The 13,374-nt window shown below is 37.0% G+C and carries 17 protein-coding genes; 5 read left to right on the top strand and 12 right to left on the bottom strand.

The genetic code is table 11. The features are described 5' to 3' along the window. Nucleotides 1-40: 40 nt before the first annotated feature. The 5 genes from QFZ31_RS31145 to QFZ31_RS31125 all read right to left on the bottom strand — a co-directional run bounded on the left by QFZ31_RS31145 (nt 41) and on the right by QFZ31_RS31125 (nt 3,307). Complete coding sequence (locus tag QFZ31_RS31145) at nt 41-826, bottom strand: hypothetical protein (protein WP_307310782.1); 786 nt, start codon at nt 824-826, stop codon at nt 41-43. Nucleotides 827-991: 165 nt separating this feature from the next. Next, nucleotides 992-1,771: an ABC transporter permease gene (locus tag QFZ31_RS31140; RefSeq protein ID WP_307310780.1), complete on the bottom strand. Its 780-nt coding sequence runs from the start codon at nt 1,769-1,771 to the stop codon at nt 992-994. Further along, nucleotides 1,768-2,676, bottom strand: a complete 909-nt coding sequence (locus tag QFZ31_RS31135; protein ID WP_307310777.1) for an ATP-binding cassette domain-containing protein — start codon at nt 2,674-2,676, stop codon at nt 1,768-1,770. The genes QFZ31_RS31140 and QFZ31_RS31135 overlap by 4 nt, the downstream gene beginning before the upstream one ends. Further along, nucleotides 2,676-2,876 (bottom strand): PLDc N-terminal domain-containing protein, encoded by a 201-nt coding sequence (locus QFZ31_RS31130; protein ID WP_307310775.1) that lies wholly within the window; start codon nt 2,874-2,876, stop codon nt 2,676-2,678. Before QFZ31_RS31130 ends, QFZ31_RS31135 begins: the two co-directional genes overlap by 1 nt. A 107-nt stretch (nt 2,877-2,983) precedes the next feature. Further along, a complete protein-coding gene (locus tag QFZ31_RS31125; protein ID WP_307310773.1) occupies nt 2,984-3,307 on the bottom strand; it encodes a DUF4870 domain-containing protein in 324 nt (107 codons plus the stop codon). A 173-nt stretch (nt 3,308-3,480) separates the two neighbouring features. On the opposite strand from QFZ31_RS31125, the gene QFZ31_RS31120 reads away from it, so the two are divergent. Together QFZ31_RS31120 and QFZ31_RS31115 are read left to right on the top strand one after the other, a co-directional pair. Beyond that, nucleotides 3,481-4,605 (top strand): amidohydrolase, encoded by a 1,125-nt coding sequence (locus QFZ31_RS31120; protein WP_307310771.1) that lies wholly within the window; start codon nt 3,481-3,483, stop codon nt 4,603-4,605. Nucleotides 4,606-4,914: 309 nt separating this feature from the next. Further along, nucleotides 4,915-5,478, top strand: a complete 564-nt coding sequence (locus tag QFZ31_RS31115) for a GNAT family N-acetyltransferase (RefSeq protein ID WP_179596108.1) — start codon at nt 4,915-4,917, stop codon at nt 5,476-5,478. 49 nt (nt 5,479-5,527) lie between these two features. Here the strand turns inward: QFZ31_RS31115 and QFZ31_RS31110 are convergent, their stop codons facing one another. Continuing rightward, nucleotides 5,528-5,686 carry a hypothetical protein gene (locus QFZ31_RS31110; protein WP_306073685.1) on the bottom strand — a complete coding sequence of 53 codons (159 nt, stop codon included), beginning with the start codon at nt 5,684-5,686 and terminating at the stop codon, nt 5,528-5,530. Between the two features lie 100 nt (nt 5,687-5,786). After that, on the bottom strand, nt 5,787-6,569 hold the full coding sequence (locus QFZ31_RS31105) for an SDR family oxidoreductase (RefSeq protein ID WP_307310764.1): 783 nt from the start codon (nt 6,567-6,569) through the stop codon (nt 5,787-5,789). A 149-nt stretch (nt 6,570-6,718) separates the two neighbouring features. Between QFZ31_RS31105 and QFZ31_RS31100 the strand changes: the two genes are divergently transcribed. Next, nucleotides 6,719-7,183, top strand: coding sequence for an Hsp20/alpha crystallin family protein (locus QFZ31_RS31100; protein ID WP_307310761.1), 465 nt, complete (start codon nt 6,719-6,721; stop codon nt 7,181-7,183). Between the two features lie 70 nt (nt 7,184-7,253). Here QFZ31_RS31100 and QFZ31_RS31095 read toward each other — a convergent pair. Continuing rightward, nucleotides 7,254-8,584, bottom strand: a protein-coding gene (locus QFZ31_RS31095) for an IS3 family transposase (RefSeq protein ID WP_307310759.1) whose coding sequence is annotated in 2 segments (ribosomal slippage) — nt 7,254-8,212 and nt 8,212-8,584 — 1,332 coding nt in all. Because the reading frame shifts where the segments join, the coding sequence is not laid out codon by codon here. A 296-nt stretch (nt 8,585-8,880) separates the two neighbouring features. Beyond that, nucleotides 8,881-9,330, bottom strand: coding sequence for a FixH family protein (locus QFZ31_RS31090; protein WP_307310756.1), 450 nt, complete (start codon nt 9,328-9,330; stop codon nt 8,881-8,883). Nucleotides 9,331-9,507: 177 nt separating this feature from the next. Between QFZ31_RS31090 and QFZ31_RS31085 the strand changes: the two genes are divergently transcribed. Continuing rightward, nucleotides 9,508-9,750, top strand: coding sequence for a DNA alkylation repair protein (locus QFZ31_RS31085; protein WP_179596113.1), 243 nt, complete (start codon nt 9,508-9,510; stop codon nt 9,748-9,750). Between the two features lie 47 nt (nt 9,751-9,797). Here the strand turns inward: QFZ31_RS31085 and QFZ31_RS31080 are convergent, their stop codons facing one another. Together QFZ31_RS31080 and QFZ31_RS31075 are read right to left on the bottom strand one after the other, a co-directional pair. Continuing rightward, complete coding sequence (locus QFZ31_RS31080) at nt 9,798-10,619, bottom strand: hypothetical protein (RefSeq protein ID WP_307310750.1); 822 nt, start codon at nt 10,617-10,619, stop codon at nt 9,798-9,800. A gap of 64 nt (nt 10,620-10,683) precedes the next feature. Continuing rightward, nucleotides 10,684-11,625 (bottom strand): CobW family GTP-binding protein, encoded by a 942-nt coding sequence (locus QFZ31_RS31075; RefSeq protein WP_307310748.1) that lies wholly within the window; start codon nt 11,623-11,625, stop codon nt 10,684-10,686. Nucleotides 11,626-11,742: 117 nt separating this feature from the next. Here QFZ31_RS31075 and QFZ31_RS31070 point away from each other — a divergent pair, with 117 nt between their 5' ends. Then, nucleotides 11,743-12,453 (top strand): helix-turn-helix domain-containing protein, encoded by a 711-nt coding sequence (locus QFZ31_RS31070; protein WP_307310743.1) that lies wholly within the window; start codon nt 11,743-11,745, stop codon nt 12,451-12,453. A 38-nt stretch (nt 12,454-12,491) separates the two neighbouring features. Here the strand turns inward: QFZ31_RS31070 and QFZ31_RS31065 are convergent, their stop codons facing one another. Beyond that, entirely contained in the window at nt 12,492-13,283 is a 792-nt protein-coding gene (locus QFZ31_RS31065; RefSeq protein ID WP_307310740.1) for a hypothetical protein, read from the bottom strand. Nucleotides 13,284-13,374: the final 91 nt, after the last annotated feature.

The following is a 13,374-nucleotide window of genomic DNA, read 5'->3' as shown; positions in this document are numbered from 1 at the left end:
TAACTTATTCTATCAAATATTCATCGAGAATGACACTTCCTTATCTCTCAATAAAATATTCATCAATTAAAAAAGACATCCTTAAAAGCTTGTCCTTTTCTGATAAGTTTTCAGATAGCGAAAGTACGGGTGTATTAGGTTCCGGAAATCGACCTTCCCACTCAACTGGCATCCATCCCCTTCTCAGCTGACCAACCTGCTGCCTCGTCTGATTAAAAATCTGTTCATCCATAAAATATCCTGAACCCTCAACAGAGCCAATAGATTCCCCTGACTCATCCAACATTTCTTTCTTTATTTTCACCCAGGATACTCTTTCTTTTTGATAGCAGCCTAAATATCTCTTGTTTTGATCATAGGCTTCAATAACTAATGATGTTGATTTTTTTATTTTATAAAATCCAACCGCTTGATTTTGGCTATTATAAAGTGCATAAATTCTTGCTTTTCTAAACAGAAAAAACCCCTTTTGCTTATATTTCTTTATCATTCCTGCCTGATGTCCATCAGGATAGAAAAGATGTACAATCGATTCTTGCTGGTTCATGTAAAGAACCAACAGGTATCTCGCTGAAAATAAACTTTGATAATAGCTAATCGAGTGAGACATATTTCTATCGATTGAAATAGCCTGTTTCCGTCTATACAGGTAGATTTGAAAACTAATAAAACTGTAAAACACAAAGGGTATTGTAAATAGCATAATTTGATTATTTTGAAAATAATATAGATTTCCAACTGCGATGATCACTGCAGGAACGAGTGCTGCTATGCTTCCATTTAAGGTAATATTGGCACTGCCACGGTAAAATTCATGTATTTTCATCTTGAAAACTCCTTATCTGCCCCTCTTATATTTATTCTATTAAACTTGGATAAAAAAAATGATAGGAGTTTTTCTTTATATACTCTCTTAAAAATTTTTAAAAAATAGAGGCCAATTGACTGGCCTCTTCATTATTATTCCCTATTCTCATCCCAATTTAGCTAGTTAAGCGGCAAGCTCTTTTTTCTTAAATAGGAAAACACTTAACCATAAAAAGATGACGATAAGCAAGAGCGCTGTTAAACTTGCAGGCATTGTATCACTTGGAAGTTTTCCTCCTGTAAGCAAAGCACCTGCATAACTAGTTAATTGCGAAGGGCTCCATTCTAGTAAGTGTGAAAGAGCACCGCTAAGGATACTTGCTATCAGCGCAAGCGCTAAAGAGATAAATCCTACCAATCCTGGTGACAAAAGAGCAGCACTAAAAAACACTGTAACTGTTAATATTACCGTCAGCCATAACCCATAAAGAGCAAACGATTGAAAAAATTCCCCAATAGGTACCCAATCAAACAACTGCCCCGTATAATACCAGGTTGATATATACCCAATAAATAATGAAATCCACACTAGCAAAAGACTACCAGCCCATTTAGAAGTAACATAGGAAAAGTAAGAAACCGGCTTTACAAGGATCATTGCTGCAACTCCATTTTTTCTTTCTCCTGCAATAATACCCATTGTTCCGAGTACAATGACTAACACACCGATTGTTGAGTATTTGCTAAGACCGGAAGCTAAAACAGCCCCTGCTGTTGGTTTTGGCATTTCAAAAATTGCACCTTCCGGCAGGCCGCCAACTGACTTAATGATTTGCGGCAAATAATAACTTGTTAATGGCTCAGATACACCTAGTAAGATGAAGGTAATTGGAACCCAGATCCATTTAAAATTTCTCCACATTTCTAGAACCTCTTTATTAAACAACGTCATCCATTGGCTCATTTCCCCACCACCTTCATAAATACATCTTCGAGGGTCATACTGCTCACTTCAAATTTATCCAATTGCCACTCTTTTTCGGAGATCAGTCTCAAGAACTCCTTCCTGGCACTCTCTACATTGGTAACAAACACACTAATCCGATTTCCATCTACCAGAATAGATTTTGTTAAGCTATGGGTTCTAAATGTCCTTTCCATCTCCTCTGTTTTCCTACGGAAAATCAAGTCTATCTTTGCCTGCTGGTGCCGTTCACGCAAATCATCCATTGTTCCGGATTCCACAATTTCTCCATTATGTAAAAATATGATTTCATCACAAACTTCCTCTGCATCATTCAAAATATGTGTTGAGAACAAAATAGTGGTTTCCTTTTTCAATCTTTCGAGAAGCTCTAATACTTCTCTTCTGCCAAATGGGTCCAATGCAGAAACAGGTTCATCTAACATGACAAGCTGCGGCCGGTTAATAATCGCCTGTGCAATACCAAGCCTTTGCCTCATCCCTCCAGAGTATTTCCCTATTCTCTTATTTTTTGCATCGATTATCCCCACCAGCTCTAGGAGTTCTAAAGAACGTTCCTTTGCCTCTTTACTAGTTAATCCAGCAAGCTTACCTACATATTGAAGAAATTCGAATCCTGACATCCAGTCATAAAAAACAGGAAACTGTGGCAGGTAGCCAATTAGATGGCGAATATCTCCATCCTTTTTAGCCTCGCTAAAAGAGATTGAGCCCTTACTTGGTTTCATTAATCCTGACAGCATCCGAAGTGTCGTTGTTTTACCTGCACCATTGGGACCTAATAGAGCAATACACTTGCCCTTTTCAAGTTTAAAATCTATCCCCTTGATCACTTCATTACCTTGAAAACTCTTCTTTAACCCTTTAATTTGGATGAGAGACATTAATCATTTCTCCTTCCAATTACAAAATAAAGAATAGGTCCAATAATGCTTACAAAAATAATGATGAACACCCAAAGCAGTTTCGGACCATTGGTCTTTTCAATGCGTGATAAGTCCACAAACGATACAATTAGTAAGATAAGTTGGATAATAAATAATGGTGCGATCAATCCCCAGTTTAATCCTTCTAATAATTCCATGTGAATTCCCCCTTGTTTTATGCTTTATATATTGTTATGACGTTTGAACTATAAAAACGTTCAAAACCCAGCAAAAATTTTTTGCTGGGCTAGGTGGTCTATTTTTATTATTTTATAACTCTAAAAATTAATGGGAATCGATATTCATTTCCTTCGTATGCCTTGACTGCTGCAATGATTGTAAATACCAGGGCCATAATACCCAAAATCCATAATAAGAAAATACCTACAACAAGGAAAATTAAAATGCCGCTTACAACAGAATAAACTGTGTATGATATGAAGAAGTTAAAATATTCTCTTCCATGATAATTGATAAATGATGACTCATCCTTCTTTAATAACCAAATAACAAGAGGACCTATAATCGGAAAAAATAGACTAACAACATAGAGAATTGCTGCAAGCATTCTTTCTTCGCTTTTTATCATTTTATGATTCCCCCAACGGAAAATTTTTCAATCTTTCCCTAATACTTACGCTGCCATGAGTAAAAGGTTTCATAATTTTTTTAAAAATCATTTATTTTCCACTATCAACTCAATCCTCAAGTTGATAAAATAATAAAAATAATATTACCAGCGTGTAGAAAGGTTTAATGTTCATGAAAATTCTTTTAAAAAATGGAACAGTTTATCCCATTACATCTGAACCACTAAAAAACGGTGATGTTCTAGTTGATAATGGAAAAATAATTAAAGTGGGAAAGAATCTTCCTACCGAAGCGAATGTCAAAATTATTGATTGTGCTAATCTCTATTTATTGCCAGGTTTCATTGATGTTCATACACATTTAGGACTTTATGATGAAGGGACGGGCTGGGCTGGTAATGACGCAAACGAAACAGCTGAAGCAATGACTCCACACATAAGAGCCATTGACGGCGTCTATCCATTAGATCCTGCCTTTTCCGATGCAATTAAAAGCGGAATCACCACCGCACATGTCATGCCTGGAAGTGCCAATGTTATTGGCGGTACCACATCTGTTATCAAAACAATCGGGAAAAATGTTAATAAAATGATTGTTCAAGAAATTGCAGGTCTAAAGCTTGCATTAGGAGAAAATCCAAAAAGAATCCATAGTCAGGGGAATAATGACTCGATAACGAGAATGGGCATAATGGGAATGCTGCGGGAAGCGTTCTATAAAGCAATCCATACAGATAACCCAGAAAATCTTAGAGTTGCACCACTGGTTATGGCTTTAAAGAGGGAAATCCCAGTTAGAATTCACGCGCATCGTGCAGATGATATTATTACTGCATTGCGTCTCGCTGAGGAATTCAACCTAGATTTAAGAATTGAGCACTGTACGGAAGGCCATTTAATTGCCAGTGAGTTTTCTGGAAGGAATTTAAAAGTATCTGTTGGTCCAACCTTAACTAGGAGATCCAAAATTGAACTCAAAAACAAAACTTGGAAAACCTATCAAGAGCTTACTAATAACGGTGTCGAAGTATCGATTACGACGGATCACCCCTATACACCTATTCAGTATTTGAATATATGTGCGGGGATTGCAGTTCGAGAAGGTCTTTCGGAGCAAAAGGCATTAGAAGGGATTACCATTTTACCAGCGAGAAACCTACGGTTAGATCACCAATTAGGCAGCATTGAGGCAGGAAAAGATGCCGACTTAGTTTTATGGAGTCACCATCCTTTTCATTATTTAGCAAAACCAAAATGGACGATGACTGGCGGTGAAATCGTTTTCTCAGAACAGTAGAAATATGTTGAAATTTGCCAATAAATAAACACGAAAAAACCACAAAAAACCTATTTATTTTTTTTATTTTTTCTAGTATGATACTCTAAGTGAAACCGAAAAAGGCCTAAAAATCTAGGGGGTAAATCACATTATTTTTGCAGCAAAAAAAATGATATAGGGAAGGCAAATGGTGCGCCACCAGTAATACCTGGTTCTAGTGGGTTCGATTCCCACCCCGAAATTTTTTAGTTTATCTGAATAAAAAATTTCGTGGGTGGGCCGCTTCTTTAGACATGGGATCGGATTGCCCAAATGGAGGGAAATTCAATGCTTAAGAAACGAGATCTTCAAGACAGCCATGTATTATTTGAACTTATGTCGCATCCAGATGTCTTCCCTTTTGTGCGTCAAAAATGTTCTTCTTATGAAGAATTTATCTTTATGACGAAACAAACAATAGAAGCAGAAGAGCGCGGTGAATTAATTTCGCGGACCATCCTAGATGAATGGGGTGCCCCTATCGGAACCATTAATCTTTTTGATATTGAAGATAATGCAGGATTTTTGGGCACATGGCTTGGAAAGCCTTATCACGGTAAAGGTTATAACGCCCCTGCAAAGGATGCCTTTTTTCAAGAGGTTTTTTATACGTTAGGTATAGAAACGATTTTTATGAGGATTCGTAAAGTTAATATTAGGTCTATTAAGGCTGCAGAAAAACTCCCTTACGTGGTTAAGGCAAATGAAACGAGAAAATCACTTTACGATCAGTTGAATGCTGATGGTGATGTGTATGATTTATATGAAATACCAAAAGATCAATACTCCTTCTACCTTATGCGCAATAATGGTTCTGTACAAGAGGAACCATCACATTTGTTAGAAGCATAAAAGCAACCGGCATAGCCGATTGCTTTTTTTGATATAAAAAGAATTTAAATTATTCCGTTAAGTTTGGTTCCGTTCCGGAATTAACCTCACTAATACCCATATGGAGCAAAAATTCTTCTAGTTCCTCGTTCGTTAATGTTTCAAAACGACCATCATGAAAAAATACTTGAGTTTGATTTGGATTAATACGATTCATGTTAAAACTCATTTTTTTTGCTCCTTTCATAGATGTGTTACATCTATTATCCACAAAAGGAACAAAAATCATTCTAAAAAATAGAATAGTTCAAAAAATTGTAAAAGGAGCATTATTGTGACTGACCTTTTTGAGAATAAACTTTTCCGAGGACGTCCACTCCTCCAGTGATCGGGATGATACTTCCGGTTATAAAGTCAGACTTTTCGTCAACGAGAAATGAAATGACTCGCGATATATCCTCCCCTGTTCCCTGTCTTCCTACTGGAACCTTTTCACTTGAGCTCGCTTCCCCGATACCTTTTTCCTTCCAGTGAGATATGATATCCCCAGGGCAAACCATATTAGCCGTTATTCCATTTGCGGCTTCTTCGAGTGCTATCGTTCTAGTCAGTGATGCCAGCCCTGTTTTTGCTGCAGCAAATGCTGAACGGTAAACCCAGCCAGGAGTGGTTTCCACTCTTTCAAATCCCATTGTGATAATTCTTCCCCATCGCCTCTCTCTCATCATAGGAATTATCGCTTTCGATAAATGAAAAACAGCATTTAAGTTCCCATTAATTATATAATTCCATTCATCGAACGAGTAATCCGTCATTTTTTTCCTTTCACGTATATAGGGTCCTGCATTATGAATGACAACATCGATGGAGTTCAATTCAGAAATAACTGTTTCAACAATCTGTGTACAATCTGCCTGATTAGCCACATCTCCTTGAACACAAATAATTTTACCTCCGAACTTCTCTTCAAGCTCCTTTGAAAGAAGTATTGCTTCTCGATTACTGTTCCGATAGTTAATAGCAAGCTGATAACCTTGTTTTGCAAGCTGGCAGGCAGTTTTTTTCCCTAAACCAGTAGCTCCTCCAGTAATTAAAGCGGTTTTTTTCTTCACGAGCCATAACCTCACAATAATGTTTTCTAAAACTATATGTTTGGAAGGCTTAATTTATATTTTCAAATTTCTAGTTATTTATAACGCTATCAGCCTATGCTGCATAGAATAAGATATCAATGCTCAGTGCGCTGAAAGGTGGGGAGTGTTTGTTCCCGTTTAATTTTTTTCCGTTTAATAAAGATATGAAGAATAAGCTTCAGCAAATGAAACCTGATGAAATTGATCAATTTATCAAAGGGATTTTGGGAAATGTCATGCCCGCTCAATCCGAAAGCACCTTAAATTCTCATGATTTCGTCAATCATTTTCGCCCCCAGCCCTCTCAGCAGGCAAATTCATTGAACGCTTCAGCCTTTGAAACACATGATGCTGTTTTTGTCAGGATCCCTATTAAAGAGGAATCTCACCTTAAAGATTTGCAGATCTATCATACGGCTAACCAGTTGATGGTGGAGCATATACCAAAGCGAGATGATAAACATTCGATTAAGCTTCCAGCAATCGTAAAAAAGAAGGGATCCACCGCAAAATATAAAGATGGAATACTCGAGATTAAATTAATAAAATCACATGACATTCAATATTCTCAAATCGATGTTACAGAAATCTAAAAAGAAAAAGACAGTCTTACAGTTGAACTGTGACCCATAAAATGGACAGTCTAAAAAAAGACCAGAATATTTACGCTGCTAATAAGTGACTCCGGTATTGTGCCGGAGTCATTTTATTTAGACTCCACTGATAACGGCTATTGTTGTATTCCTCCATATAGTTTCCTATCAATTCTTGTAATTCTTCAAAGGTTTGGCATGAAGAATAGTCAACTTCATCCTTTAAATGCCCAAAGAATGATTCCATTGGGGCATTATCCCAACAATTCCCCTTACGGGACATCGACTGAGTGAGTTCCATCTTTTTAACTCTTTTTTGAAATTCTGGATGGGTATAATGGAACCCTTGGTCCGAGTGAATCATAGCTTCTGGATGAATGATTCCACCCAGTGCATCAGAGAGCTTGTCCAATGTAGAATACACCAGATCCATTTTTAAAGTTTTGGACAAATGGTAAGCCATAATTTCCCTTGTAGAAGCATCTTTTACACATGATAAATAGGCAGGTTGCGAAGAACCGAAATACACATAAGTAATATCTGTTAATAATACTTTCCCAGGTTCTTCTTGGTTAAATTCCCTATTTAATAGGTTAGGGAGGGTCTTATGTTCTTGTGTTGCTTTGGCCATTTGCTTATAAGGATTTATCTGGCGGACTTTCGCTACTAAATTATACTTTCTCATAATGCGACGAATCTTTTTATGATTCATCTCCACAAAATAATCATTCTCTAAAATCATTTTAATTGTTAAGGCACCTGCGTATCCCTTTTTCTTATCGAATATTTCCTTGATTAACTCATAATCTTTCCAATCGTTCTCTTCTCGTTTATTACGCTTGTTCTCAGCCTTTAGCCAAGCATAATATCCACTTCGACTAACCTCAGCCTTTTCACATAGGAATTTCACCATATGTTTAAGATTAAACTTTCGAATTGTATTTTCAATAAGCGCATACTTCTCTGAAATTGTTACTTTTTCTTCTTCTTCGCCTGCCTTTCGAGTTCGTCTAACTTTTTTAAGAATTCAAGTTCAGCTTCTAAATATTTAATACGCGCTTCAGCTTTCTTAAGGTTGTCCTCCGCCGAAAGAGGCTTTGAAGAAGGTCTACCTGTAGCTCCTTTTCCACGTCGTTCTGTGAAGAAGCCATCCTCTCCAAACTCCTCATATGTTTTCCTCCAGCGTTTCAAACATTGTCCTGGTTTATCAGTCCCAATTACCTCTAAGTCAAATCCGTGTTCAATAAAAATTTGGGCAGGACCTTTACCATTTGAATTTTCCTTAATTGCTTCAACCTTAAACTCTGGTTTATAGGATATCGAACGCTCAGATACGTGTTGTACATTAGGGTTCTGTTCAAGTAACTTCATTTGAATCTCATTAAAAATAATTTTACTCAACTTTATGTCCTCCGCTCACATCTTTGAAATGATTATAAACGGGTTTCTATAAAATGGACACAGAAAAACCCGAATAACGGACTTTTTTAATAGTGTCCATTATTCGGGTTATAGTTCAAGTCAGCTGTCTTTTCCTTTTTTAATCTAGCTACAGCACCTAGCCCCTCGGGGTCAAAAAACCTTCGGCAATAAAAGTCCAAAGAACGGTCTTTTTTTGCCGAAGAACTTTTGCCTGTCGGGGCTACGAAAAAATGAACTGCTTTTTTCCCTGGTCAAGGCGCTTCCGCTTTTTGTTCTTAATGCCCTTCCATATTCATATCATGCTTCGATTCACTTGGATCTTCTGGCTCACTAGGTGTTTCAACAACGAATACTTTTTTAGGCATATTATGCATGTCTCTAGCAGTAACGTGAGAAATTATGTAATAAGTTCCTTCTTGCTGAAATGATTTTTCTAAACGATAGATTCCATCTGTGGTATGTTCGACTTTGATTTTTTCGTGCTTTTCATCTTTGGAACGCCAAATTTCAAAGGTGACCTCCTCGGCGTCTTCAACATTTTCATCTCCTTGGGTTACCTTTGCTTCAAAAACCATCGGTTCATTAACTTTTCCCTTTTCAGGGTTAACCTTCAAATCCACCTCTACAAACTCTGGCAGCTCATCAGCTTTTTTATCGTTATTATTGCATGCACTGATACTCAATACAGATACTATAATAAGAATTAGAAATAAGAATTTTTTCATGGTTAACTCTCCTTTATTAATTGCTCCAAAACACCAATGTGCAACGGATGAGTGATACCTTAGATTCGTTTCCAGATTGTTGACTAGGCGTTCTGTTAATCTCCTCAATTGCATTGTTACATACTTTCGGACATTATTGCAAAAAATAAATAAAACTATACTTGGAAGGAGATAACCATGTCTACACCATATAAATGTCCTAATTGTAAAACCAATCGAAGCCGTTTCAATATTATCCAACAAGTATCCCAGTCTGTAAAACTAGACCCACTATCCGGTGAGGTCATCAGAGAATATAGTCAGAATGAATTAGAACCGTTTCATCTGCCTTATAACGGACCAGATTATCGAATTCAATGCGCCTCCTGCGGCTTAATTGAGGACGAGAGAACGTTCATTAAATTTGGCCAACAAGCTTAACATGAAAAAACACCTTTTCTTATTAGGAGTAAAGGTGTTTTTTCATGTTATTTTAAATGATTTTCTTTCAAGAACGAGTCAGAATCTATCTTCCAAGCTTCCATTGTTGAAAAACGCATTAAATGGATTTCGCCACTATAGTGCTGCTTTCCTCTATTTTTTATAAACCAGTCAATTTCCACTGGTACATCCATGCTTATTTCCTGTCTTAAATCTTCGGCCGGTAATATTGGCATTCTTGTTATTCTAACGTTCTCGATTTTACCTAAAACAGGCACCCAATTAATCTTTTGTGCACTGATTAACCTGGAAATAAACACATCCTGCTGTTTTAAACCAGCGATATATGCTTGAACTGTTTCATAAGGCGATGCCTTACTTAAGTACTCCCCTAGCTTTCCTGAAGCCTTAAAAATCATCAACATATGCGAGAGGTCCATCGCATTGGTTCGATGGGTCGTACTTCCGTAAAAGTGGATACAAAAGTGACCAGGAAAGTTATTTTTTAAAGCCCCTGCGCCATGAGGCATACCGTGCATGGATCCTGCAATCCATTGGTCGTTACTGATCACAATGATGGCCCGCCGTTTCCAGCTCCATTTTCCACCGTAGATTTTTTTCATAACCTTGGTATCCTTTGGTGTCAATGGCTGTACATCGGCATGATGACTTCCTGCACGTCTTTGAACTTTAAACTTCTTCCCGGTTTCAATATCCAGGACGGTAAACTTTGAATACTTTGGCAAAATTTCATTAACTTCTTCCCATGGCAGCATTTCAATTTTGTAACTAACATTTGTGGCAGCATGAGTCCCTTGACCATATAGGAGGAAAAGAATAACCATGATTGTAATTGTTTTCTTCTTCATCTAATCCCCCTTTTCCATGTTAAATAACTACATTAAAAGAGTTACCTGAAGAAGAAATGTTCATTCATTTTTCTGTTTGAATTTTGAAGTCATTTTCAAGTTTTTTGAGCTTCGCTTCTATCTCTGACCAATAAATATTTTCACCAATTAACACTAGATTTAAGGGTAAGTTCATTTCCTCCTTCATATAAAAAGGCATTCCGTATGAGTACTGAAAGAGATATGGTTTTGATGAAGCGTCAAATTTCACATATCCTTTGATCCGATAAATCATCTCTGGTAAATCCATCAGAAATTCCTCGAATTCTACATGGCTTATTGGCCCTTGAAATTGATAAACAAAGGTTGTTAAATTAAGGGCCTTTTTAGAAAATGATGAACTCGTTTTTTTATTAAATGTTAAATTCAGTTTTCTCAATTCATCGATTGCAACCTGTGAAAAATTGGTGAATAAACAACGTGCCACCGGATTGATTCCCTGGATTTCAAAAATAATTTTTGCCTGCTCAGATGCTGACAGTTCATCCATTTTATTAATCAAAATGAAATCCGCATGTCTGACCTGCTCAAGAAGTAACTGTTGAAGCTGAGGTCCTACCGCTGTCCTATCCCTCCATCTTAATCCATCTACTGTCGTTACAATGCCTTTTATCGTAAATTGATCAGCAAATAACGGTGAAAGAATGGCGTCTAGAACTTCAACAGGGTGTGCGGCACCTGTTGTTTCGATATAAATGACTTCTGGTTTTTCATTTATTAATAAGCCCTGCAGCTGCGCTTCAAGTTTGTCCTGAATCGAACAGCAGATACAGCCTCCTAACAGTTCTTTCAAAGCGATATCCTCATCTCGAGCGACTTCAGAATCAATCGAGACCTTCCCCAGTTCATTCATCATGACAGCCGTTTTTCTGCCTAATAAACGCTCATTCTCAAGTAATCGCTTCAAAAGAGTCGTTTTCCCGCTTCCCAAAAAACCTGATAATATATAAACCTCAGTGTTGTGCATCCTGCTTACCTCTTTTTCATCTGAAATTCCTTTTATTATATCTGAAATTGGGCTAACAACTAGATACAAACCGCTTATAATAATAGTAAAAAGAATATTCAGAAAGGACTATTCCTCATGATCTATGAGTATGTCTACCCAAAAAGTCTCCTGCATTTCATTAAGAACCCTTCACATGAATCGTTAAAGGACCTGCTGCTTCACAATACGGGAGAAACGGATTTTCTAGACTTTAAAACCAAATGGACAGAATTTTCTAAGATGGCAAAACATGTTCTTGCGATCGCAAATTCGGGTGGAGGCTGTATTATAGTCGGCGTCAGTCAAAATGATGAGGGTGCTATTGCTTTAACTGGCCTAAACGAAGATGACTTCTTAGATAAAGCAGATATTGACAACAAACTGGCCAATTTACTGCCAAAATATTTAAAATATCGGACAGAAGATTTTCATTATAATAAAGATCAACCAGCCTTGTGTAATAAACGGTTTCAGGTACTCATTATTGAATATGATCCAAAATATGTTCCCTATACTTCGGTTGTTCAACGAAACGAGCTTCGTTATGGTGCCATTTATGTCCGACAAGGAACAAAATCACTAGAGGCAACCAATGACAAGCTCGTTGAAATCATCCTTCGCAAAGTACAGTCTGGAGGTTCTGGCGTGAATGAATATACCCTAAAAGAGCACCTTGACCAGTTAAAGGAACTATATGAAGAGATGACCTCACAAAAAGATAGCGAATATGGGCAATTTATTGCAGAATTGATAGAACGTAAAAAAGAAAGAATTCGGCAATTATTAGATGTCCTTCCCGAAAATTGAGAAGAAGGAGAATGAATCATTCACCTTTTTGTTTGTGCTTAATAAAACTCTTGTTCGTCTTCCAACATTTTATTTACCTTTTCAAACTCACCTCTTTGATTAACCGCCACTATGTTTATTTGTTCAATTGAAGTAACAGGGTCTATCACCACAGATAATCCTAAATCCATTAATTTTCCTTTACCAATGTCAGTAGTGACACTCTTTAGAGTCTCATTAACGATTTGCGGAGCTAAAGTAAGTATTTTTTCTGGCGATATTTCATTGATGATTTCTTGTTTTAAGGCCATAAATATCGGAGATAATTCGTTTGAGGAACTAGGATTCAGCTTTAGCTGCTCCAAATACCAAACAAAATCCTGGCCCTTTAGTGTTTGAGCTTCACCAGCTAAATGCCCTTCTTTGGTCATTTCAACACCATTTGGTGCAAGCAAATCGATGACAGTACCTATACTATTCGAATCAAAGAGGACACAATAATCAATCTCTACTTGATATTTTTCTTTTACCGCACTTTTCAGCTCGTCTATCTCAGCTTCTTGTTCAATCATTGGAAGCAAGATCGCCCCATATTCGATTTTTTTGTTAGCTTTATCATATTTTAAAAGAATCCCTGGTTCTGTATTGGATGAAGCAGATTCTGTCCTCTTTTCCATAATAAGATAGGTTTCAACCTTCACTTCACTTTTTGATGAGTCCTTTAATTTTTCTAGGATGGGGATACTCTTTTTTCCTTCCCCGTCATTTTCTGTACCACTCTGAAAAAAAGACTTTAACGGACCAAATCCGAAAAACGATAGGACTATTACGGCTATGATTAATTTTTTCATATTTAAAGTTCACCTAATTTCCGTTTATTTCATCTCCATTGTCGGAAAAACAGGCAAAGATTATACTTTCTTCACACAAAAAAGCCTGAAC

The organism is Neobacillus niacini (assembly GCF_030817595.1).
In the GTDB taxonomy this organism is placed as follows: domain Bacteria; phylum Bacillota; class Bacilli; order Bacillales; family Cytobacillaceae; genus Neobacillus; species Neobacillus niacini_G.
The sequence above is the reverse complement of the archived record's forward strand: the minus strand, read 5'-3'. Positions and strand labels throughout refer to the sequence as shown.

What these genes read in the sequence shown, in the direction of transcription:
- QFZ31_RS31145 (WP_307310782.1), bottom strand. Translation starts at nt 826, where the DNA reads ATGAAAATACATGAATTTTACCGTGGCAGTGCCAATATTACCTTAAAT.
- QFZ31_RS31140 (WP_307310780.1), bottom strand. Translation starts at nt 1,771, where the DNA reads ATGAGCCAATGGATGACGTTGTTTAATAAAGAGGTTCTAGAAATGTGG.
- QFZ31_RS31135 (WP_307310777.1), bottom strand. Translation starts at nt 2,676, where the DNA reads ATGTCTCTCATCCAAATTAAAGGGTTAAAGAAGAGTTTTCAAGGTAAT.
- QFZ31_RS31130 (WP_307310775.1), bottom strand. Translation starts at nt 2,876, where the DNA reads ATGGAATTATTAGAAGGATTAAACTGGGGATTGATCGCACCATTATTT.
- QFZ31_RS31125 (WP_307310773.1), bottom strand. Translation starts at nt 3,307, where the DNA reads ATGATAAAAAGCGAAGAAAGAATGCTTGCAGCAATTCTCTATGTTGTT.
- QFZ31_RS31120 (WP_307310771.1), top strand. Translation starts at nt 3,481, where the DNA reads ATGAAAATTCTTTTAAAAAATGGAACAGTTTATCCCATTACATCTGAA.
- QFZ31_RS31115 (WP_179596108.1), top strand. Translation starts at nt 4,915, where the DNA reads ATGCTTAAGAAACGAGATCTTCAAGACAGCCATGTATTATTTGAACTT.
- QFZ31_RS31110 (WP_306073685.1), bottom strand. Translation starts at nt 5,686, where the DNA reads ATGAGTTTTAACATGAATCGTATTAATCCAAATCAAACTCAAGTATTT.
- QFZ31_RS31090 (WP_307310756.1), bottom strand. Translation starts at nt 9,330, where the DNA reads ATGAAAAAATTCTTATTTCTAATTCTTATTATAGTATCTGTATTGAGT.
- QFZ31_RS31085 (WP_179596113.1), top strand. Translation starts at nt 9,508, where the DNA reads ATGTCTACACCATATAAATGTCCTAATTGTAAAACCAATCGAAGCCGT.
- QFZ31_RS31080 (WP_307310750.1), bottom strand. Translation starts at nt 10,619, where the DNA reads ATGAAGAAGAAAACAATTACAATCATGGTTATTCTTTTCCTCCTATAT.
- QFZ31_RS31075 (WP_307310748.1), bottom strand. Translation starts at nt 11,625, where the DNA reads ATGCACAACACTGAGGTTTATATATTATCAGGTTTTTTGGGAAGCGGG.
- QFZ31_RS31070 (WP_307310743.1), top strand. Translation starts at nt 11,743, where the DNA reads ATGATCTATGAGTATGTCTACCCAAAAAGTCTCCTGCATTTCATTAAG.
- QFZ31_RS31065 (WP_307310740.1), bottom strand. Translation starts at nt 13,283, where the DNA reads ATGAAAAAATTAATCATAGCCGTAATAGTCCTATCGTTTTTCGGATTT.